The 20,351-nt window shown below is 38.8% G+C and carries 20 protein-coding genes, 1 tRNA gene, 2 pseudogenes and 1 riboswitch; of the genes and pseudogenes, 8 read left to right on the top strand and 15 right to left on the bottom strand.

The window, feature by feature from the left end; translation table 11 throughout:
* Window positions 1–31 precede the first annotated feature (31 nt).
* Both LFLEISCH_RS01065 and LFLEISCH_RS01060 read right to left on the bottom strand, forming a co-directional pair.
* Complete coding sequence (locus LFLEISCH_RS01065) at window positions 32–475, bottom strand: GNAT family N-acetyltransferase (RefSeq protein ID WP_007472151.1); 444 nt, start codon at window positions 473–475, stop codon at window positions 32–34.
* Window positions 465–1,517, bottom strand: coding sequence for an AI-2E family transporter (locus LFLEISCH_RS01060; RefSeq protein ID WP_007472149.1), 1,053 nt, complete (start codon window positions 1,515–1,517; stop codon window positions 465–467). Before LFLEISCH_RS01060 ends, LFLEISCH_RS01065 begins: the two co-directional genes overlap by 11 nt.
* Before the next feature lie 125 nt (window positions 1,518–1,642).
* Between LFLEISCH_RS01060 and LFLEISCH_RS01055 the strand changes: the two genes are divergently transcribed.
* Window positions 1,643–2,311 carry a FadR/GntR family transcriptional regulator gene (locus LFLEISCH_RS01055; protein ID WP_007472146.1) on the top strand — a complete coding sequence of 223 codons (669 nt, stop codon included), beginning with the start codon at window positions 1,643–1,645 and terminating at the stop codon, window positions 2,309–2,311.
* 6 nt (window positions 2,312–2,317) lie between these two features.
* Window positions 2,318–3,602: pseudogene (locus tag LFLEISCH_RS01050) on the top strand (CynX/NimT family MFS transporter).
* On the opposite strand, the gene LFLEISCH_RS01045 reads toward LFLEISCH_RS01050, so the two are convergent.
* The 5 genes from LFLEISCH_RS01045 to LFLEISCH_RS01025 form a co-directional block, all read right to left on the bottom strand.
* The gene (locus tag LFLEISCH_RS01045) at window positions 3,569–4,768 is read right to left on the bottom strand and encodes a M20 family metallopeptidase (protein ID WP_007472140.1); all 1,200 of its coding nucleotides are present in this window, start codon (window positions 4,766–4,768) and stop codon (window positions 3,569–3,571) included. The pseudogene LFLEISCH_RS01050 and the gene LFLEISCH_RS01045 sit on opposite strands and share 34 nt — an antisense overlap.
* 41 nt (window positions 4,769–4,809) lie before the next feature.
* Window positions 4,810–4,909, bottom strand: a riboswitch (SAM riboswitch).
* Window positions 4,910–4,948: 39 nt separating this feature from the next.
* The gene (locus tag LFLEISCH_RS01040) at window positions 4,949–5,179 is read right to left on the bottom strand and encodes a DUF3006 domain-containing protein (RefSeq protein WP_007472138.1); all 231 of its coding nucleotides are present in this window, start codon (window positions 5,177–5,179) and stop codon (window positions 4,949–4,951) included.
* Window positions 5,180–5,188: 9 nt separating this feature from the next.
* Window positions 5,189–6,328: an MBL fold metallo-hydrolase gene (locus LFLEISCH_RS01035; RefSeq protein ID WP_007472135.1), complete on the bottom strand. Its 1,140-nt coding sequence runs from the start codon at window positions 6,326–6,328 to the stop codon at window positions 5,189–5,191.
* A 100-nt stretch (window positions 6,329–6,428) separates the two neighbouring features.
* Window positions 6,429–6,731, bottom strand: coding sequence for a HesB/YadR/YfhF family protein (locus LFLEISCH_RS01030; protein WP_007472133.1), 303 nt, complete (start codon window positions 6,729–6,731; stop codon window positions 6,429–6,431).
* Window positions 6,732–6,944: 213 nt separating this feature from the next.
* The gene (locus LFLEISCH_RS01025) at window positions 6,945–7,418 is read right to left on the bottom strand and encodes a Dps family protein (RefSeq protein ID WP_007472131.1); all 474 of its coding nucleotides are present in this window, start codon (window positions 7,416–7,418) and stop codon (window positions 6,945–6,947) included.
* Window positions 7,419–7,601: 183 nt separating this feature from the next.
* Here LFLEISCH_RS01025 and LFLEISCH_RS01020 point away from each other — a divergent pair, with 183 nt between their 5' ends.
* The 3 genes from LFLEISCH_RS01020 (at window position 7,602) to LFLEISCH_RS15200 (ending at window position 9,022) form a co-directional block, all read left to right on the top strand.
* Window positions 7,602–8,321: an SMI1/KNR4 family protein gene (locus LFLEISCH_RS01020; RefSeq protein ID WP_007472129.1), complete on the top strand. Its 720-nt coding sequence runs from the start codon at window positions 7,602–7,604 to the stop codon at window positions 8,319–8,321.
* 1 nt (window position 8,322) lies between these two features.
* On the top strand, window positions 8,323–8,793 hold the full coding sequence (locus tag LFLEISCH_RS01015) for a low molecular weight protein-tyrosine-phosphatase (protein WP_040504722.1): 471 nt from the start codon (window positions 8,323–8,325) through the stop codon (window positions 8,791–8,793).
* Between the two features lie 64 nt (window positions 8,794–8,857).
* Entirely contained in the window at window positions 8,858–9,022 is a 165-nt protein-coding gene (locus tag LFLEISCH_RS15200) for a lmo0937 family membrane protein (RefSeq protein WP_007472125.1), read from the top strand.
* Window positions 9,023–9,058: 36 nt separating this feature from the next.
* On the opposite strand, the gene nfsA is transcribed toward LFLEISCH_RS15200, so the two are convergent.
* The 4 genes from nfsA to LFLEISCH_RS00995 all read right to left on the bottom strand — a co-directional run bounded on the left by nfsA (window position 9,059) and on the right by LFLEISCH_RS00995 (window position 11,626).
* Entirely contained in the window at window positions 9,059–9,796 is a 738-nt protein-coding gene (gene nfsA, locus LFLEISCH_RS01010) for an oxygen-insensitive NADPH nitroreductase (protein ID WP_007472123.1), read from the bottom strand.
* A gap of 12 nt (window positions 9,797–9,808) precedes the next feature.
* Window positions 9,809–10,318 (bottom strand): tRNA (uridine(34)/cytosine(34)/5-carboxymethylaminomethyluridine(34)-2'-O)-methyltransferase TrmL, encoded by a 510-nt coding sequence (trmL, locus tag LFLEISCH_RS01005; protein WP_007472121.1) that lies wholly within the window; start codon window positions 10,316–10,318, stop codon window positions 9,809–9,811.
* 8 nt (window positions 10,319–10,326) lie between these two features.
* A complete protein-coding gene (gene queG / locus LFLEISCH_RS01000; protein ID WP_007472118.1) occupies window positions 10,327–11,463 on the bottom strand; it encodes a tRNA epoxyqueuosine(34) reductase QueG in 1,137 nt (378 codons plus the stop codon).
* 92 nt (window positions 11,464–11,555) lie between these two features.
* Window positions 11,556–11,626: transfer RNA gene (locus tag LFLEISCH_RS00995), tRNA-Gly, on the bottom strand.
* Between the two features lie 214 nt (window positions 11,627–11,840).
* Between LFLEISCH_RS00995 and LFLEISCH_RS00990 the strand changes: the two genes are divergently transcribed.
* Both LFLEISCH_RS00990 and LFLEISCH_RS00985 read left to right on the top strand, forming a co-directional pair.
* Complete coding sequence (locus tag LFLEISCH_RS00990) at window positions 11,841–13,859, top strand: glycosyltransferase family 39 protein (protein WP_007472115.1); 2,019 nt, start codon at window positions 11,841–11,843, stop codon at window positions 13,857–13,859.
* A 17-nt stretch (window positions 13,860–13,876) separates the two neighbouring features.
* Window positions 13,877–14,852, top strand: a pseudogene (locus LFLEISCH_RS00985) (glycosyltransferase family 2 protein).
* A gap of 34 nt (window positions 14,853–14,886) precedes the next feature.
* Here LFLEISCH_RS00985 and LFLEISCH_RS00980 read toward each other — a convergent pair.
* The 4 genes from LFLEISCH_RS00980 to LFLEISCH_RS00965 form a co-directional block, all read right to left on the bottom strand.
* Window positions 14,887–15,882 carry a lipoate--protein ligase gene (locus LFLEISCH_RS00980; protein WP_007472113.1) on the bottom strand — a complete coding sequence of 332 codons (996 nt, stop codon included), beginning with the start codon at window positions 15,880–15,882 and terminating at the stop codon, window positions 14,887–14,889.
* A gap of 15 nt (window positions 15,883–15,897) precedes the next feature.
* A complete protein-coding gene (locus LFLEISCH_RS00975) occupies window positions 15,898–16,629 on the bottom strand; it encodes an MBL fold metallo-hydrolase (protein ID WP_007472111.1) in 732 nt (243 codons plus the stop codon).
* A 98-nt stretch (window positions 16,630–16,727) separates the two neighbouring features.
* A complete protein-coding gene (locus LFLEISCH_RS00970) occupies window positions 16,728–17,390 on the bottom strand; it encodes a class A sortase (RefSeq protein ID WP_007472110.1) in 663 nt (220 codons plus the stop codon).
* Window positions 17,391–17,450: 60 nt separating this feature from the next.
* The gene (locus tag LFLEISCH_RS00965) at window positions 17,451–18,092 is read right to left on the bottom strand and encodes a DNA-3-methyladenine glycosylase (protein ID WP_174269983.1); all 642 of its coding nucleotides are present in this window, start codon (window positions 18,090–18,092) and stop codon (window positions 17,451–17,453) included.
* A 208-nt stretch (window positions 18,093–18,300) separates the two neighbouring features.
* Here LFLEISCH_RS00965 and ltaS point away from each other — a divergent pair, with 208 nt between their 5' ends.
* Entirely contained in the window at window positions 18,301–20,253 is a 1,953-nt protein-coding gene (gene ltaS, locus LFLEISCH_RS00960) for a lipoteichoic acid synthase (RefSeq protein ID WP_040504721.1), read from the top strand.
* The last annotated feature ends 98 nt before the right edge of the window (window positions 20,254–20,351 follow it).

Raw genomic sequence — 20,351 nt, 5'->3', positions numbered from 1 at the left:
GAAAAGAGGCCGGAATTCCGGCCTCTTTTCTTTATTTGTCATAAGTTAAACGAATCATGTCGACACATTGAATGCCATTCTCCATAATTGGTTGGGGATAGTTTTTCAAAAAATAATCTTTTTCGATGTGAGTGATTCTAAATCCGCATTTCTGGTATAGCGAAAGCTGGCTCAAACTAGAATTGCCAGTGCCGATTTCAATTTGCTTGGCGCCAGCTTTTTTAGCGATTTGTATCGCCTCTAACATGAGCTTTTTTCCGTACCCTCGTCCCCTTTTTTCTTCCAAAATAGCGATGTTCATGATTTCAAATGTTTTGGGACGGGTTTCAAGTAAAACGAATTCACCGATGAGTGCGGCTTCTTCAAAGTAACCGTAACAATCACCGCGTCGCAAGTACTCTGCTACGATTTCTTTAGCTGGATCGGCATCATAAAGCAATTCAAACGGGTAGTTTTCTGTTAGTTTACGAATCATCTTTTTTCTTCCTCCCGCCAAAGAAGTTTTTGCGCGGAATTTCGCTCGTGCTCCTCACATCTAAAATATCTAGAATAAAGACGAATACTGGAATTCCGACAATTAATCCCCAAACCCCGAAAAAAGCCTCTGAGAAAATCAAGACGATAAACGTGTAAAATACTGGCAAATCAGTCTTAGATGACATTAGTTTCGGGTTTAAAACATACGTTTCAATGGCATGAACGATAACAACTGTTAGCAAAATATAAAAGACATCTGTAAATCCGCCGATAGAGTACGCAATAATCGTAAGAGGGATACATGAAATAATTACGCCCGCAACAGGAATCATGCCTAAGACAAATACCATAATTGATAAGCTTAGTAGTTGTGGAAAATGCATTAAATAAAGCGCGATTGTTGTAATGATAGTATTAACGAGCGCAATGAGAAGTTGTGCTTCTAAGACAACTCCAAAGGTCGCGACAAATTTTTGACCGAAGTAAGCGAAATCTTTAAAAATAAACCCGATTTTACTCGTGAAAAATTGGGCTGTAAATTTGGTGACACGTTCTTTTTCGAGTGAGAAGAACAAACTTAAAATAAGCGCTAGGAAAAACGACATTCCAATAGCGCCGATGCCTGAAAGCGATGCGATAACAAATTCTACGCTTGTTTCTAAATATTTTTCAATATTAGATTGCTTTAACCAACTAACTATCCAGTTTACAACCGTATTGTCTCCTGGATGATTATACATTTTGACAAGCATATTCACGAGGTCCGAAATTTGTTGGATTAAAATCGGCAAGTAATGCACAATGGCAATGTATAAGAAAGCTGCAACAAGTATGTAAAGTAAAATCACAATGAGCTTCCGCGAAATTCGAACGCGTTTTAAAATGACATTTTCAAGTCTTGTCACTAAAAAGGCAAAAATAAAAGTAAGTAAGATTAAATCCATCATGCTGCGAAGTAGATAGATTAGTACGCCAAGGATGACAAAAACAAAAAGCCGTCTTGGTGTGTCTTTTTTTATAAACTGTGCGAACCATTCCATTTTGTCACACTCCTCTTCAATACTATTAATAATAGCATATCTCTTCTTTCATCGCTATTTACAGGAACCTAAAAATCCGATACAATAAACCTATCATCCTACCTTTAGAAAGAAAGAGGGATTTTATGAATCAAAAAATAGAACGTACAACGCTTAGTAAGCAAGTTTATAAATGGTTAGAAGAAAAAATTCGATGTGGTGAGTGGCAGGTTGGGGATAAAATTCCGAGTGAGAAACAATTGATGGAAGACTTAGAAATTGGTCGAAATACTCTTCGGGAAGCCGTCCAAGCTTTATCCCAAGTTGGGCTTTTGGAGGTTCGTCAAGGTCACGGTACATTTGTTGTTGCGGATAGCTCGCTTCATGTGGTTCTTCAGGAACGGGTTTCCCATTCTTCTTTACTTGAAATTTTTGAAGTGAGGCATGCCCTCGAGGGTGAAATTGTGGCGCTTGCTTGTATGAGGCGGACGGACGAGGAACTTGGCATGCTTTTTTCGCTGGTTAAAAAATGTCAAGAGGCGACGGATATGGATAGTTTTGTGGAGGCTGATATGGCACTCCACCATCAAATTGCGCTCTGTTCTAAAAATACACTTCTTGCTGATATGTATGCCCATCTTTTTGATAAAATTCAAATGTCGATTATGCATTCTGCTTTGCTAAATGAGGACCGTTTGACGAGTCATGTGGCACTAATTGACGCTATTTCTAAGAAAGATGTAAAAAAAGCACAACATGAAGTAGATTTATATATCTCACTTTATAAAAATAGAATTTCAAATAAGGGGTTTTAGTTTGTTATGTCAGGAAATCAATATGTTTTGGAAGAAAATTTGCAACTAGCGCGCGATAAAAAAATATTTCTAATGATAGGGATTGTTCTAGTCGCTATCAATCTGCGTATGCCGATTACATCTGTTAGCCCGCTTCTCGATTACATTCGTGAAAGTATCCCGATTTCAAATACGCTTGCAGGTTTTTTAACGACGCTTCCGCTTCTTGCGTTTGCACTTATTTCACCTTTTGTTTCAAAAATCAGTCAAAAAATAGGCGTCGAGAAACTCGTTTTTTATACGCTTCTTTTCATTTTGCTTGGGAGTCTTGTTCGTCCGATTGGCCATTTAGGTTTTCTGCTTGCTGGTACATTATGTATTGGGATTGGAATTGCTTTTGGAAATGTGATTATCCCAAGTTTAATAAAAAAGGAATTTCCTTTTCAACTTGGTATGATGACAGGCATTTATTCGATTTCAATGAATTTATTTGCGGCTATTGCTTCTGGTTTAAGTGTTCCGATTACAAAAAAGCTCGGCGGTAACTGGCAAATGACCCTATTTATTTGGGCGGCGTTTTCTTTACTTGCCCTACTCATTTGGCTCCCGCAACTTAAGTCAAAACGCAATCAAGTAAGTCATGATACTTCAAAAAAAGAAGGAAAAACAGGGAATGTTTGGCGTTCTAAAATGGCTTGGCAAATTGCGGCCATGATGGGCATTCAATCAGCTGTTTTTTATATTTCGGTAGCTTTTTTACCTGTCATGATTCAAGAACATGGTTACTCAAGCACTGAAGGCGGTTTTATGCTTTCGCTTATGCAATTTGGCATTATGCCGATTACGTTTATTATTCCGATTGTCGCGTTTAAAATGAAAAACCAGCGCGTACTCGTTTTATTTTCAACAATATTGATGGTTCTGGGGGTTTTGGGTTTATTAGTTCCGATTCAAAATCTTGCGGTGCTTGCGACTTCGGTTGTTTTGCTAGGTATTGGTTCGGGGACGGCGTTTAGTCTTTGTATGATGGTTTTTTAATTTGCGGACTGAGACAGCGAGTGATGCGGCTGAAGTTTCTGGTATGGCGCAATCGATTGGCTATCTGCTTGCTGCTTGTGGGCCTATCTTATTCGGTATTCTTCATGACTTTTTAGGTAGCTTCACTTTTCCGCTCATTCTTCTTTTAATTGTCCTTTTCCTATTTTTCATGTGCGGGATGGGAGCAGCGCGTAATAAAACGCTTTTTGAAAAAATAAAAAAGAGCCCAATCGGCTCTTTTTATTTTTCTTCTAATTTCTGTAAACGAAACTGATCTTCTTTGATTTTTTGAAGGAGTTCGCTATTTTTATATAATTCAAGTGCTGTTACAGCGAGTAATTTTGCTCCGAGTAAAAGGGCTTTATCGCCTTCGCTTGATTTGGCCGCTTCTCTAAACGCATCTGTATGTGCGACAAGCGTTTCTGGCCCAATTTTAATGAAGGGATGGATAGTTGGAACGACTTGGCTAACATTTCCAGCATCACTTGACCCCACTCCTTTTCCTTCTGCAGCACAAGGAATCTTAAGGCGGGCTGCGACTTCCGTAAATAAATGATTGAATGGTTCATTCACCCAAACATTATCAACACCATTTTGAATGCGTATCGCCTTCATCTTCGTCCCGGTTTGGAGAGCTGCCCCTTCCGCAACTTGAATGATGCGTTCCGTTAAGTTATTTAGATCTTTGCGTTTTGCCGCTCGTATAAAAAAGCGTGCTTTTGCAAAGTCTGGTACAATATTCGCGGCCTTCCCGCCATCCGTAATAATTCCATGAATACTTGCATCTTTTGACAAATGTTGCCTTAGTGCATTTATACCATTATAAAATTGAATGACCCCGTCTAACGCATTAATCCCCTCTTCCGGGTTTGTAGCGGCATGTGCGGCTTTACCTGTAAATTCAAAATCAAGTACATCAACAGCGTTTGCAGGAACCGTAACATGCGTTTTCCCGTTTGGATGAATCATAAGCGCGGCATCAATATCTTGAAAGAGACCGGCACGTACAAAACTCCCTTTGGCACTTCCATTTGGACCGCCTTCTTCAGCCGGTGTTCCGTAAACAAGCACATCACCGCCTAATTCCTTTATATGGCGCCCAAGTGAAATCGCAGCAAAGTTACTTGTAGAACCAATAATATTGTGCCCACAGGCGTGCCCAAGCCCAGGCAAAGCGTCATACTCCGCTAAAAAAACAATACGAGGTCCTTTTTTTCCACTGCTTTTTTTAGCAATAAACGCTGTTTCATGACCTGCCACGCCGCGAATCAGTTCAAACCCTTCCTTTTCAAGTGTCTCCGCTAAAAGATGACTGGCAAAAAATTCTTCATTCCCAATTTCAGGCCGCGCATGAATCGCGTGACTAATCGCGACAAACTTCGCCTCGTTTTCCTCTAAAAATTCACTAGTTGCTCTTCCAAAATTTATCCCCCTATTCAAAAGACCTCTTTCCTAAGAAAAGAGGCCTTCATACGTCACGACTCTTATCTTTCAGGTTTCCCTGCTGGATTTAGCACATCGCCCAAAAGGCTGTTGCCGAGATTTCAAAGGGCCAGATCCCTCCATCTCTCTGGATAAGTGATTTAATTTTTATTACTATACCGCGCAAACTAGTGTTTGTCAACGACCATTTTGTTTCCTTAGGCGTTCTAATTTAGCTGCAATACGTGCTTTAGCATCATCTGTTGCTACCTCATTCTTTGTGATAGTCCCGTTACTGGAAATAGAAACCAAGTCACCTTCTTTTAGATGTGCGGGAAGTTTAGATTGTGGCATTTCGATTTCCTCTTCAGTTGGTTTTATTATAAAAACAGCGATACCGTCTTCGATTCGATCAAGTACTGCTTCCATACTGTTCACCTACTTCACAGTCGCAATTCCTTGCGCTTTAATTTGTCTAACAATGCCATCACCAATCCCATTAATTCGTTTTAAATCATCAATCGACTGATAAGGTCGCTCCGCAATAATCTTACTTGCAAGTTCTGGACCAATCAATGGAAGAAATTGTAATTCGTCGGATGAAGCTTTATTCAAATTAATGGAAGCGGGCATTTCTTCTGTCTTCCCTTCTTCCGTTTTTGAATCTGCTCTTTTATTTGCATCATATTTATAACTACTACCCGATTTTGGTGTGCCTTCTGTTTCTGTTTTAACATGAAGCGACTCTCCGTCTGTCGAAATTGTCACCGTGCCGTTTACATCCGTTCCGTAAGTTTTAATGTTTCTCTTCTTTAGCCAGTCTAAAACCTCGACATGAGGATGTCCATAACTATTCCCTTTTTCTGCAGAATAAATCGCCACCTCAGGCTTTACTTTATCCAAGAAAAAAGGTTGGTTTGAAGTGGAGGAGCCGTGGTGTCCAAGATCTAAAATATCAGCTTTTAGGTTCATGCCGCTATCTGTCATCTCTTGTTCACGTCCTTTTTCAGCATCCCCCGTGAAAATCGCCGAAATGTCCTTATATGTAAGCCTAACCGCAATACTATCATTATTTGCATCATCACTAAGCGTTTTTGGGCTTAAAACGGAGAGTTCAAACGGTCCAAAAGATGCCTTATCTCCTGTACGTGGTTCCTTATACTTCGCCTCTGAATCAAGCGCCGCATCAATCACACGCTCATAAATCGAACTATTAAAAGCTAAGCCATCCATCCAAATTTCTTTCGGCTTATAGGTTTGAATAATTTTATCCGCATTTCCAATATGATCGGCATGTGGATGTGTTAGAAGAAGCAAATCAATTTTTTCAAGATTTTTTTCTTCCAAATACGTTAAAATACGTTTATCATCACTACGACCTGTATCAATTAGAATCGTCGTGCCGTCATCTGCTTCAATTAAGGTGCTGTCCCCTTGGCCCACATCAAAAAATGTAAAACTTGCACCCCGTAATTTTTCAGTAGATACCTTACTTTCTGCCTCCCCTGAAAAAGAAGACATACTGCCGCAACCTGATAATACAAGAAGAGCAGCTATTAAAATCCATATTTTTTTCATCTAGTAAAACCCCCTGCTTTAGTAGCTTACCAGAACGTACGTTTCTAGTCAATCACAAAAAAACTGCAAGCATGGAAGCTTGCAGTTCACTAAAAATCGATTATTGTACTGTTTCCGTAAACGAATATTTTACTTCTTCTGTTTCAGGATTATAATCAATTTCCCAGTCATGTTCTTTAAAATACCAATAGTCATGTTCTTCAATAAAGAAAAGAATGCCTTCTTCTTGATCAGTTACAACGGCTTCATGTGGAACGGCTGCAGATACACCAATTGAAAACCCTGGGTGTAAGGAACTGTTGGAGCCACCGTATTTAGCGAATAGGCGAATACCGTTGTCGCCTGATACGTCGAACTCATCTTTAAACCAGCTTTGGGCATTTTCCGTCACTTTAATTTCCATAATTTCACTCCTCATTCCTTAATGATTTATAGTTAGATTAGCAGATTTTAAAAGAATAATCATGCATTCTGCTTTTATGCTTGATTTTTTTATACCTCTTTTCATAAAATTTTAAACATTTTGTTAAACAACAATTTTAAATTTAAGAACGTGTTATATAACATAAAATGAAAGCACAAAAAAGATGTGACCGGAAGCCACATCTTTCTTTCCTTATTTTTCTAAAGGAGCTTTACCAAGGTAAGCTTTAAACATCCAAATATGTTTATCAATACTTGTTTTAAAGCCGATTAACATATCATTTGTTACATCGTCGCCTTCTTTTTCAGAAAGCTCAATTCCTTGTTTATATTCGTCACGAAGAAGCTCTAACGTGCCCACAAGATCTTCCATTAACTCTTCCATCGTTTTAGGTTTAGTGTAAGCTTCTTCTTCAACACTTGCATTGTCTAAAAACTCTTTTAATGTACTGAATGGGCTACCGCCAATCGCAAGTAAACGTTCTGCGACTTCGTCCATTTGTTCCCCAAATTCGCTATATAAATCATCCATTTTTTCATGTAATGTAAAGAAATTGCGTCCACGCATATACCAATGAATTTGATGAATTTTTACCGTAAATACGTTTAAATTTGCCACTTGATGGTTTAAAAATTCCTTTGTGTCAACTGAATTAATTGTTTTCATAATATCTTTCTCCTCCTAAATTGTAATTAGTATTATTTAATAATTATTATAATCTAACTTCCGCGTTTTGTCCAGTGTGGAAATCATCACAATCTAAGTTTACCACAAAAAAATGTAACTAAACGTCCCTTTAGTTGCAAGGTACAAAAATCTTTAGCATAATAGGTTTTGGAGGTGTCAGGCATGTGGCTAATAACAGAATCAAAAAAAGCAACCGAAGAACAAATAGAACAATTTGAAACACAAAATAAGGTCCGCCTACCAGCGTCTTACCGCGCCTTACTAAAAGAACAAAATGGTGGTTTTATTAAAAAAAATCATCTTAAAACAAGTGAGCCTACTTCATATGGCATCAATTTTCTGGAAATCTATCAAATTTTTGGTATTGACAAATTAATTACCGAACCTCAGGCCGCATTAGAAAATCCACTTTCCGGGCATTATATTTATTTTTCGAAAGACGGTGCGCGCTATATCGGTTTTGATTACCGTACGGAGGAACCGAGTATTTTTTATGCCGATTTTGAAACCTTGCAAACCCTAACCATCGCCAGCGATTTTGATAGCTTTCAAAACCAGCTTTACTTCGAGCCATTTGAAATCCATCAAGCACCATCATACGGACAGGCAAAACTTGACCAAATGCTCATTCAAGCGGATTTCAAAACACGGGTGGAAATTTTGGCTTTACTTGAGGATGAAGCGGAGAAAACGTGGTATTTAACGCAACTGAAAAAGCTAATATTGGCGAAAAAAGAAGAGCTGGCCTACCCCTTGTTTGAAAATCAAATTCTATATTTTAGACGAAAATTGCCTGAAGTGTTAGTTCTCGAATTATTCGAGCTCCTTAAGGCTAGTGATATCAATTTAACAGCGTTACAGAGAGAATGGAAGGGTGAATAAAATGATTAAAGTTGTTTTTGTATGCTTAGGGAATATTTGTCGCTCCCCTATGGCAGAAGGTTTTTTTAGACAGAAAGTAGAAGAGGCACATGTGGCGGATCAATTCGATATTGATTCTGCAGCAACGGGATCTTGGAATTTAGGGAATCCGCCTCACCGTGGAACGCAAAAAGTATTAGAAAAGCATCATATTGATTTTAGTCATATGCGTGCACGTAAGCTAAATGAGGCAGATTTTAAAACAGCAGATTATATTATTGGGATGGATGATTCTAATGTAACGGATATTCTAGCTTTAGGCGGAGAAAACAGCCAGGCTTCCATTCATAAATTGATGGATTTTGTTCCAAATAGCGATAACCCAAGTATCCCGGACCCCTATTATACAGGGGATTTTGATGAAACGGAGCGGCTTATTTCAGCTGGAATAGAAGGTCTTTTTCAAAAAATCCGTCTCGAAAAAGGAATTTAGATGTTTCACCCTTTAAATTTGTGGTAAATACTAACGTACAATCAAAGGAATTGAGGTTTTATTTATGTTAGGTATAATTTGGGGAATTATTGTTGTTTTATTCATCGTATGGCTTATCGGCATTATTTTTCATATCGCGGGCGGATTAATTAATATTCTTCTCGTTGTGATTTTAATTTTAATCATTTGGAATTTAATTCAGTCTGCTCGAAATAAGCGGAATGGATGATAAAACAAAAACGCGAAGTGATGATCACTTCGCGTTTTATTTTGTGCCTAAATGTTTATTTTCAATAAAAGATTTTAAATCTAATCTCGTCGGTTTGCTCATTCCTTTTGCAATCTGCTCCGTCCATGCCTCAACACGCACCCCGCCAGTTCGTTCCTTATAGTAATCACGAATAATATCATCATACGCATAATAAAGTTCCTTATCTTTTGCCTCATACGTATTTTCATGATAGATGAGTGATTCCGGCATGCGTGGCTTTGGTGCAGAATTTTGCAATGGGTAACCTACTGTTAAGCCAAATAAAGGTATCGCATAATCCGGAATATGCAGTAAATCAGAGACTTTCTTACTGTCATTTCGAATGCCACCAATATAGCAAATTCCAAGCCCCATTGATTCCGCAGCAACCGCCATATTTTGCGCCGCAAGTGCCGCATCAATCACAGAAACTAAAAACTTTTCAGTTGTCTCTAAAGAATCCGCAGAAGCTTTATACGCTTCCGCAATTCGTTTATTTCTTGCTAAATCTGCAACAAAAACAAAAAATTGCCCCGTCTTTTCAACATAGCCCATATTGCTTGCGATTTTTGAAAGTTCCGCTCGAATGGACTTATCACTTACCCCGATAATCGAGTAGGCTTGCACAAAATTAGAAGTCGATGCAGCCTGCGCACTTTGAACAAGCAATTTAATTTGCTCCTCAGAAAGTGGTTTATCTTCAAATTCGCGAACAGAATAGTGACCTAGCAATTGTTCAATAGTTTGATTCATTTAAAGCCCTCCTTAATCCTCAAAAACTTGGCGTTCATAGTTTGGCGCTGTTTCAAGATTACCAAAACTTTGCTGACGTAATGCCTCATAAATTAAAACGGCGGCTGTATTTGATAGGTTAAGCGATCTGATTTTATCCGTCATTGGAATTCGAAGCGCAGTTTCCTCGTGGGCCTTTAAAACTTCATCGGGTAGGCCCGTTGTCTCTTTTCCAAAAACGAAAAAATAATCTTTATTAGGGTCACTATAATCCACATCGCTATACACATGTCTACCAAATTTTGTAATAAAATAAAATTCGCCACCCGCATTTTTTTCAAAAAACTCTTCTAGTGAATCATAATATTTTAATTTTACATGGTCCCAGTAATCTAATCCTGCGCGTTTTAACATTTTATCATCCGTGCTAAACCCCAGTGGGCGAATAAGGTGTAAATACGTATCCGTCCCCGCACACGTGCGCGAAATATTTCCTGTGTTTGCCGGGATTTCCGGTTGATAAAGTACTACATGGTTTGCCATTTTTTTATTCACCCTACTCCTATAATTTTTTTTGCTCGTTCAATTTCTATTTTGACTTCCTCATCTTTTTCTTTTTCCCAAGCATTTAAAATAGCGACTTCAGCATCTTTTCCGCCTATTTTAGCAAGCGCCCAGGCAGCCGTTCCCCGAATTACGGGACGCGTATCATGATTTAGACAGCCGATTAAATCCGGGATGGCCGTTTTATCTTTATATCTTGCCAGAATAATAATCGCATTGCGCTGAATGGGCTTTTTCCCCCGCCAGGACCCTGCCATGCTACCAAATTTTTCTTTAAATTCGCGATTAGAAATGTGTAATAGTGGTTTAAGTTCAGGTCGAACTAAGTTTCCATCTTGTTCCATTTCTTTGTGAAGGTGAAAGTCACGTCCGCGATTATACGGACAGACCACTTGGCACGTATCACAGCCGTACAAACGATTATGCAACACTTCGCGATATTCTTCTTCTAAAAAACCTTTTGTTTGAGTTAAATAGCTTAAACAGATTTTGGGATTCATTGCGCCTTCGCCTAGCAGTGAATTCGTTGGGCAAGCTTCGACACATTTATTACAGTCGCCGCATAAATCCGTTTCTGGTGTATCAGGCGGAAAAGCAATATTCGTCAACATTTCCCCTAAATAAACCCAAGAACCGAACTCTTTTGTAATTAAAAGTGTATTTTTTCCTCGTGCGCCAATGCCAGCTCGCTCTGCTACAGCAACATCCGATAATTCTCCGGTATCAACCATACTCTTCATTTTCGCATCTTTCACTCGTTCTAAAATAAAGGCTTCTATTAAAGCTAATTTTTCACGCAAAATCGTATGATAGTCAATTCCCCATGAAGCACGCGCAAATACGCCTCGCCTAGATTCACGTTTGCTTGTAGGGCTTTCTTTTAGTTTTGAGGGATATGCAAGCGCAATGGCGATAATTGACTTCGGTTCTTCAAAAATAAGATCAGGATAGACACGTTCGTCTAAAACGGGGTGTTCAAATCCCGTTAAAACGCCTTCTTTTTCAGCCACTTCCAGTCGTTCTTTTAAAAATAAAAAAGGATCCGCTGTTGTAAAGCCAATTTTTTGCACCCCAATTTCGGTTGCATACTGAATAATTTCAGCCTTGAGCTTTTTAACATCCATGCGAAAACCTCCTTTTTATCCTAAAAAATAAAAATAAACGCAATGCTTCGCTTAAAAAGGTCGAAACACTGCGTTAGTAACAGTATGTAAAGAGCGGGTGAGGAGAATCGAACTCCCGACAACAGCTTGGAAGGCTGTGGTTTTACCACTAAACTACACCCGCACAATTGGCTTTATAAGCCGCTTATAACAACTTTTATATCATACCATCAGATATTCATTTTGACAAGACCTTTTTTTAAAATTTTATGTTTTTTTTGTTAAAAAGTGGGTATGCTTTTTCAATTTAGTTTCAAACTTCTTTCTAAATTTGTTCATAACCTATTCATATTTAACTTTTACACTAAAGTTATTCATAAAAAGAGAGAAGTGATTTCATGAAGAAAAAATTAGATTATTATTTAGTGGGTATTATCGGTATAGCAATTTTTGTGAATTTTTATGGGGTTTGGAATGATGAAACGGTTAATCCTTACTATACAGCAGCTGTCACAAGTATGGTGCAAAACTTTCATAATTTCTTTTACGCCGCTTTCGATCCAGCAGGCTTTATTACGGTGGATAAACCGCCCGTTGCTTTTTGGTTTCAGGCGTTAAGCGCTAAAATTTTTGGTGTTCATGGTTTTAGCGTTATTTTACCACAAGCACTGGCTGGCGTGTTTTCTGTCATTATTTTATATTTTCTGATACGACCTCGCTTTGGTAAATGGGCAGCACGCGTTTCGGCACTCTTACTCGCCCTTACACCAATTGCTGTAGCGGTTTCGCGAACAAATAACGTGGATGCTATCTTAGTTTTCTTTCTACTACTTGGTACGCTCTTTCTATTTAAAGCTGTTAAGCGCGGAAAACTGGGCTGGCTACTTTTCGCCTTCCTCATGATTGGAATTGGTTTTAACGTTAAAATGCTTCAGGCCTATATGGTACTTCCAGCTTTTATTGTGTTTTATTTACTCGCTACAAAGATTTCTTGGAAAAAAAAGGCCGTCCATTTAGCCTTGTCTCTCGTCCTCATGCTAGGTGTATCCGTTTCGTGGGCTGTTGTTGTGGATCAAACTGATGCAAGTAGTCGTCCTTATATAGGGAGTAGCGAAACAAATTCTGTGTTAGAACTTGCTTTTGGTTATAACGGAATGGAGCGTTTATTAGGCCAGGAAACAGGTATCGGTAGCACGGGTTCTGCAAATTCCGCTTATAGTGCGAAAAGTAATACTAACGGGCAAAATTCCGATGGTCAATCGAGTAGCGGGGGCCCGTCATTTGACGGAACAAATAACAATAGCACTGCTAATAACATGCCAAGTCCCCCTTCTTTTGGTGGGCCAAACGGCGGCGGGCAAGGTGGTTCTAAAATGATGAATAGTGGCGGCATGTTTGGTACAGGGGAAAAAGGACCTTTACGCCTCTTCCAAACAGCACTCGGTGACCAAATTAGTTGGTTTTTACCACTTGCACTTTTTGGTATGTTAGCCATTTTTATCGCCTATCGCCGTAAAGAGGCTAAATGGTTTCATTTATCAGATGCGCAAAAAGAAATGGTTTTTTGGGCAGCTTGGCTTATTCCGGTTGCCGGATTCTTCAGCGTCGCGGGTTTCTTCCATCACTATTATCTCATTATGCTTGCCCCTCCTATTGCGGCGTTAGCAGGCGCTGGTTTAATCGCTCTTTTTAAACTTTATTCGGAGAAGAAAACTTGGCGAGTCTTTTTACTCCCAAGTGCTCTTACAGTAACTGGTGCTTTACAGGCTTTCTTTGTTTGGCAATATTCGGCTCCTTGTGCGATTGGCATTTTGCTTTTAGCCATTGCGATTTCGCTCTTCTTAGTATTCTACCGGAGGGAATCAACAGCTTTGACGGCTAAAATTACGGCGCTCGGTCTCGCTGTCCTTCTTGTCGCTCCAACATACTGGTCGCTTACCCCGCTCATCTACGGAGGGAATAGTTCGCTTCCTGAGACAGGTCCCGGGCTTTCAAGTTCAAGTGGTGGTGGCTTTGCTGATGCTTCTGTTGATACGGGGTTAATTGCTTATTTAGAAAAAAACAATACTGGCGAAACCTATCTATTTGGAACGACAGATGCGACAACAGCAGGTCCTTACATTATTAAAACTCAAAAAGCTGTCATGGCGATGGGTGGGTTTAACGGAACTGACCCTACACTCACGCTAAATGATTTTAAAACGATGATTAAAAACGGCGAAATCAAGTACTTCTATATTCCTGCTAACAGTAAAGCGGCGAATTCGGAAATCATCACTTGGATTGAAGAAAATGCTACACCAATTGATTCCAGTGAATATAGTTCAACCGATACCACATCGCAAACTACAACGCGGGCAAATGGCGGCCAAGGAATGAATGGTACTGGAAATGGAACGCTTTATTTACTGAAATAGGAAAGGGTGCGGATAACATGACAAATCAAATGGAACTTTCAGTGGTCATTCCGGTTTTTAATGAAGAGGAAGTATTAATTAGTAGCTACGAACGTTTAGTGGCCGTTATGCGGCGTTTAACAGCAAATTTTGAACTGATTTTTGTGAATGACGGGAGTATAGACGGGACAAGGTCGATTTTAAATCATCTGCGGGAATTAGATGCGCATGTTCGTGTGATTCATTTTTCTCGAAACTTCGGGCATCAAATTGCGATTACAGCTGGTGTTGATTATGCAAGTGGCGCTGGTGTTGTGGTCATTGACGCTGACCTGCAAGACCCTCCAGAGCTTATTCCTGCTATGGTGGAAAAATGGCGGGCGGGCTATCAAGTTGTCTATGCGAAACGGTTAATTCGAAAAGGAGAATCTTTTTTTTAAAAAATTTAGTGCAAAAGTGTTTTATCGTGCTCTTGAAAAGCTGTCTGATACACCTATTCCTGTTGATACTGGCGACTTTCGGCTGATGGATAGGAAGGTTTGTAGGGCTCTTAGGCAGGTGGAAGAAAAAAATCCGTTTGTTCGTGGGCAAGTTAGTTGGCTTGGTTTTAAGCAAACGGAGATTGAATATGAGCGCGATGAGCGGCTTTACGGAACGACGAAATATCCGCTTCGAAAAATGATTAAACTCTCCATTGATGGCATTACTTCTTTTTCTTATCTGCCTCTAAAACTTGCAACTTATTTAGGCGTAACGGTTGCCGCATGTGGCTTCTTCTATATGTTTTTCGTCCTATTTCAAAAACTATTCACAACCGCAACGGTGCCTGGCTGGGCCTCGATTGTGATTATCCAACTAATCTTTTTTGGAATTGTTCTTCTTGTTTTAGGAGTGATTGGCGAATATATTGGTCGTATGTATGAGGAAGTGAAGCATCGCCCGCTTTATGTAATAGACGAAGCGAATGGTTTTGATGTGAGCCAACTATATGCGATGAAAGAGGACATAAAATAAAAAATTGGCAAGCCTGTATAGGCTTGCCAATTTTTTAATAAAGTAATTCTAAAAACTCTTCCTTCGTGATATTACCAAAATATTTTTTCACATCAATATCTGCTAATGCGGATTCTAGTGCCTCTTTTTTGTAGACGGTTCCGGTTAGGCGCTCTTCAATATCCGCTACATTTAATACACCGAAAAAGTCGCCGAAAATTTTGATTTCTGTAATGATTCCTTTGTTTACATTTAAACGAATATCAACGGAGCCCACTGGGAAGCGTTTTGTACGTTCTAAATCGAATTTCGGTGATTTTCCGTAGTTCCAATCCCAATTCGCATAGCGCTCGTTTGAAATTTCATGAATTCTAGCCCAATCAGACTCTGTGAGTTTATATTCTTTTACATCTGCTACGTTTTCCACGTTAAAAATGTAAAGAAGTAATAAATCGCGAAACTCTTCTGTGGTCATTTTTTCATCCAAAAAGTCAGCGATATTGGCAACGCGGCTGCGGACCGATTTGATTCCTTTTGAAGTTAGCTTGTCTTTGCGCGGTTTTAAAGATGCGGCCACATGGTCTAAGTTCAAGTTATACATGAGCGTACCGTGTGAAAACATTTTTCCTTTAGTTGCGAACTGAGCATTTCCTGATACTTTAAAACCATCAATTAACAGATCATTACGCCCTTTTAATTCAGCATTCACGCCTAGTTTCTGAAGCGCCTGAACAATCGGCTGCGTAAATTTCGCAAAGTTATGGAAAGAATCGCCATCATCTTCTGTGATAAAACTAAAATTCAAGTTTCCTTCATCATGATAAACAGCACCACCGCCTGATAAGCGACGTACTACAATGACATTTTCTTTTTCAATGTACTCCGTATTAATTTCCTCAATCGTATTTTGATTTCGTCCAATAATAACAGATGGCTTATTTATATAGAAAAGCAGCACCGGCTCGTCTAGATTAAGTTCCGTTAAAATAAATTCTTCGACAGCTAAATTGATACGCGGATCTTTTTCATTATTATTATCAATAAAATACACGTTTCTTACCCCTTTTTATAGATGAATTTTTAAACCTTTTTCAGCAAGTTTGGTTTCCCCACTAAAAACAGACTCAGCTTCTTTTTGTAACTGTTCTAAACTTCCTTTTTGTGGCAAATGGCTAAGTAAGAGCTTTTTAACGCCCGCCTCTTGTGCTACTTGACCAGCTTCAACACTTGCCATATGCACCTTTGATTTCCCGGCCATATCTTGATAAAAATTCGTGTCCGTAATCAGTAAATCTGCTTCTTTTGAAAATGGAATAAATGATTCCTGAAAGGCACTATCTGCCGTATAAACTAGTACTTTTCCACCCGCCTCAATACGCATCGCATAGCACGGCACAGGATGAATGGTTTTTAAAAAGCGAATTTGAAAAGGACCGATTTGAATTTCTTCATTCTCCCTATATTCATGCGCTTTTGTGACACCTTCCATATCCAAATAAGAATATCCTCTAGCATCTTCTTTATGGGCATATATTGGCAAAACAGGGGGCTTATTAGCTGTATCTGATAACAAGCGAACATGTTGCAATATCCCAACATCTGCCACATGGTCCGGATGATAATGTGAAATAATCACCGCATCTAGATCATTCGGATTTATATAATTTTGCATAATCGAAACCGCACTCGCACCCACATCTATTAATAGATGGAAGTCTCCTTCGCGAAGCAAATAACTACTCGTCCCATCATTTGCAAGCGGATAACCTCCCCAGTGACCAAAAACAGTAAGTTCCATATGTTTTTCACCCTTTCTTCTACTCATTTTTATGATACAACACTTCTTTTTCAAACCAAAGCAACTCGCTTTAAAAAAATCCCTTTATAATAAAGGGATCATTCGAAATATTTGTTTTTAAGTTCTGTTGTTAATTTTTCTGTATGGGTCAGTTTACCCACCACGATTTTGCGTTTTGTTGTTTCTGTTGGTTTATCGCACGTCACTAAAGTAATGCGATTATCACCAGCATCATCTAAAACACTTACATCTGTCTCATCTACTATTTTAGTTGAGGCCACTTCGTATTCATAAAGTGTGTTTAAATCTGTTAAATAAATTTTGGCGCCCTCTTTTATATTCATCAAGGGACCAAAAAGCATCGATTCGTTTCGCATATGATGCCCTGCTAGCGGGTAGTTGCCTTTCCCCATTTGTTGGTCCGGGAGCATTGTTGTTGCACCAGCTAAGAGATTGGCTGTATTCGTTCCTTTTAAAACCATAAGTTTTATATCAACAGAAGGAACGGCAATAGAACCAACTACCGCATCTTTATCATAGTCTCTAGCCCCTTCGACTACATTTTTCATGGAAGGAAGCTGAACACTATCATAATCGAAAGTAGCTTGTTTTTTATTATTATCTTCTAACGTTTGGGCCGAATAATTTGTAATCGAATCATGGCCACTTAAATATTTCACAATCCCGCTTTTAATAAAAGGCGAAAATATAAGTAATAAACCAATGACTAAAATAATAATTGCAATTATCTTCTTTACCATAATCTTCCTCCTTTGCTTTTTCATTATATAGTAGCCGCGCAGGTACAGCAAACATAAAATTTAGTAAAAACCATTATTTTTCGATATATCCTTCTTTTTCCCAGAGACAAACGGATTTCCAGCTACTATAAATCGCAGTGGAAAATGCTTCGCCATTTTTTTATTGGGCAGGCCAATTCTCTCCGTCGCAACAATTTGAGCTGGCGTTAAGCCCTTTTCAAGCCAAATATTACTATCAAACAGCGTTTTACCATAGTCTTCCATCGAAAATTCCATTGCTTGTGTCAATTTGCCCGGCCCATTTGAAACCTCAACCCCCGACTTCAAACCGCGATTTAATTCCATTTCAGAAATCCCCGTTAACGGTTCGACCGCGCGAATTAAAACGGCTTCTGGTACGCCTTCTTCCATTGTAATAAAATTAAGTAGCACTTGACGATGCATTTGATACATATAAATTGCGCCAGCAGGCATAAACATGACTTCCGTCCGTTTTGTTCGCCGTTTCAGGTAACTATGTGCCGCCTCATCCGTCTCGCCTAAATAAGCTTCGGTCTCCACAATTAAACTTGTGTATTTGACGGCCCCTGTATCATGTACGAGTTTTGTACCTAATAAATCCCGCGCCACTTCAATCGTAGTCTTTTTTTCAAAAAAAGTGTTTGTTAGTTTCAATGTCTTCCCTCTTTTTTCTTCTATCATAAACGATGAGCCGTTCTTTTTTCTAGTCATCCATCTCAGGACCCATGTGTTATGTTTTCCCTTTTGTTAAAATTGTGTTAAGATTATGTTGGTGCAGGCTTTGTATGTATATGCAAAAAACCTGCTTTTTTTCATCAAAATCTTAAAATACTTAAAAAGTAAATAGAGTGTAGGAGAGGTGTAATATGAAGGAAGTGGGAAAGGAAAAATCCTTACTTTTCTAAGCAAAAATTATGGGTTTTTTATTCTGGCCGTCGTTCTGTTTTGGCTAAAATCAGTTATTGCCTATGAAACGCAATTTAAACTCGGTATTGAAAATACCATGCAGCAATTTTTATTAATTATTAATCCGCTTAGTACAGCGGTGTTCTTTATGGGGCTAGCCCTATTTGCGAAAGGAAGACGTTCATTTATTTGGATTATCGTTATTGATTTCCTTTTAACATTCGTTCTTTTCGCCAATATGGTTTACTACCGGTTCTTTTCGGACTTCATTACGCTTCCGAATTTGAATCCGAAGCAAATGCAAAATATGGGTGACATGGGCGGGAGTATTCTTGCTTTAATCCATTGGACCGATATTTTATTCTTTGCAGATGTCCTGATTTTAATTGCTCTACTTGTGTTTGGCATTATACGACCGAATAAAGAATCAAGAATTCGCGCCAGAAAAGTGGTTGGTGTTTTAACACTTGGAGTCGCTATGTTTTTCGCCAATCTTGGGTTGGCTGAAATTGATCGCCCGCAGTTGTTAACAAGAACGTTTGACCGCAACTATATTGTGAAATATTTGGGAATGACCAATTACCAAATTTATGACGCTGTTAAGAGTACAGAATCTCAAACGCAAAAAGCACTTGCAGATTCAAGTGATGTCAATGAAGTCTTAAATTATACGAAATCAAAATATGCGGCACCAAATCCGGAATATTTTGGTAAAGCAAAAGGTAAAAATGTTATTTATATCCATTTAGAAAGTTTCCAACAATTTTTAATCAACTACAAGCTAAATGGTGAAGAAGTTACGCCGTTTATTAATTCGTTCTTTAAAGATCAAAATACGCTTGCGTTTACCAACTTCTTCCATCAAACAGGGCAAGGTAAAACGGCTGACGCTGAAATGATGCTTGAGAATTCCCTTTACGGCTTATCTCAAGGGTCCGCCTTTACAACAAAAGGCTCGAATACGTTCCAATCGGCTCCTGGGATTTTAGCGAATTATGGTTATGATTCCGCTGTATTCCACGGAAATTATAAGAGTTTCTGGAATCGTGATGAAGTTTATAAACATTTTGGTTACAATCATTTCTTTGATGCGAGCTACTATGATATGAATGATAACGACGTTTCCAATTACGGCTTAAAAGATAAACCTTTCTTTAAGGAATCTGAGCCATATATTGAATCTCTTAAACAACCATTTTATGCGAAGTTTATTACATTAACGAACCACTTCCCTTACCCAATTGATTCGGATGAGGCTAGTATTGCACCAGCTACAACAGGCGATTCATCTGTTGATACTTACTTCCAAACTGCTCGTTACTTAGATGAGTCTGTAAAATCGTTCGTTACTTACTTGAAAGAAACTGGCTTATATGACAACTCGGTCATTGTAATGTACGGAGACCACTACGGAATTTCCGATAATCATGCTTCTGCTATGACGAAAATCTTAGGCAAAGATTATAATGCTTATGAAAATGCCCAAGCACAACGCGTACCATTCATGGTTCATGTTCCTGGTGTGAAAGGCGGCGTCAAAACGCAGTATGGTGGCGAAATTGATGTACTTCCAACTATGCTTCACTTGCTCGGTATTGATACGAAAAATTATCTTCAAATGGGAACAGATTTACTTTCTAAAGACCATAAACAACTTGTACCATTTAGAAACGGTGATTTTATTAGCCCAACCTACTCTTTAATAGGTGGTAAATATTATAACCAAACAACAGGTGAGCCGGTTGAGAAAGAGACGAAGGAAATGGAAGCAACAAAAGATACCGTCTCGAAAGAACTTCAACTTTCTGATTCTGTTTTACAAGGTGATTTACTAAGGTTCTATACACCGGAAGGCTTTAAGAAAGTCGATCCATCCAAGTATAACTACAATAAAAAGAAATCAGACAGTGAAGACACAACTGAAACAACCAAATAAAACTAAAACCCCCTTTTTCTAACGAGAAAGGGGGTTTTAGTTTGAATAAATTGGCTTATTTACGCACCCCATTTTTCGAAGCATCGATCATAATCCTT

It is taken from the genome of Listeria fleischmannii subsp. fleischmannii LU2006-1, from assembly GCF_000344175.1.
GTDB classification, from domain to species: domain Bacteria; phylum Bacillota; class Bacilli; order Lactobacillales; family Listeriaceae; genus Listeria; species Listeria fleischmannii.
The sequence above is the reverse complement of the archived record's forward strand: the minus strand, read 5'-3'. Positions and strand labels throughout refer to the sequence as shown.

Bases quoted from the DNA above. Each gene is read 5' to 3' on its own strand.
- LFLEISCH_RS01065 (WP_007472151.1), bottom strand. From the start codon at position 475: ATGATTCGTAAACTAACAGAAAACTACCCGTTTGAATTGCTTTATGAT.
- LFLEISCH_RS01060 (WP_007472149.1), bottom strand. From the start codon at position 1,517: ATGGAATGGTTCGCACAGTTTATAAAAAAAGACACACCAAGACGGCTT.
- LFLEISCH_RS01055 (WP_007472146.1), top strand. From the start codon at position 1,643: ATGAATCAAAAAATAGAACGTACAACGCTTAGTAAGCAAGTTTATAAA.
- LFLEISCH_RS01040 (WP_007472138.1), bottom strand. From the start codon at position 5,179: ATGGAAGCAGTACTTGATCGAATCGAAGACGGTATCGCTGTTTTTATA.
- LFLEISCH_RS01035 (WP_007472135.1), bottom strand. From the start codon at position 6,328: ATGAAAAAAATATGGATTTTAATAGCTGCTCTTCTTGTATTATCAGGT.
- LFLEISCH_RS01030 (WP_007472133.1), bottom strand. From the start codon at position 6,731: ATGGAAATTAAAGTGACGGAAAATGCCCAAAGCTGGTTTAAAGATGAG.
- LFLEISCH_RS01025 (WP_007472131.1), bottom strand. From the start codon at position 7,418: ATGAAAACAATTAATTCAGTTGACACAAAGGAATTTTTAAACCATCAA.
- LFLEISCH_RS01020 (WP_007472129.1), top strand. From the start codon at position 7,602: ATGTGGCTAATAACAGAATCAAAAAAAGCAACCGAAGAACAAATAGAA.
- LFLEISCH_RS01015 (WP_040504722.1), top strand. From the start codon at position 8,323: ATGATTAAAGTTGTTTTTGTATGCTTAGGGAATATTTGTCGCTCCCCT.
- LFLEISCH_RS15200 (WP_007472125.1), top strand. From the start codon at position 8,858: ATGTTAGGTATAATTTGGGGAATTATTGTTGTTTTATTCATCGTATGG.
- nfsA (WP_007472123.1), bottom strand. From the start codon at position 9,796: ATGAATCAAACTATTGAACAATTGCTAGGTCACTATTCTGTTCGCGAA.
- trmL (WP_007472121.1), bottom strand. From the start codon at position 10,318: ATGGCAAACCATGTAGTACTTTATCAACCGGAAATCCCGGCAAACACA.
- queG (WP_007472118.1), bottom strand. From the start codon at position 11,463: ATGGATGTTAAAAAGCTCAAGGCTGAAATTATTCAGTATGCAACCGAA.
- LFLEISCH_RS00990 (WP_007472115.1), top strand. From the start codon at position 11,841: ATGAAGAAAAAATTAGATTATTATTTAGTGGGTATTATCGGTATAGCA.
- LFLEISCH_RS00975 (WP_007472111.1), bottom strand. From the start codon at position 16,629: ATGGAACTTACTGTTTTTGGTCACTGGGGAGGTTATCCGCTTGCAAAT.
- LFLEISCH_RS00970 (WP_007472110.1), bottom strand. From the start codon at position 17,390: ATGGTAAAGAAGATAATTGCAATTATTATTTTAGTCATTGGTTTATTA.
- LFLEISCH_RS00965 (WP_174269983.1), bottom strand. From the start codon at position 18,092: ATGATAGAAGAAAAAAGAGGGAAGACATTGAAACTAACAAACACTTTT.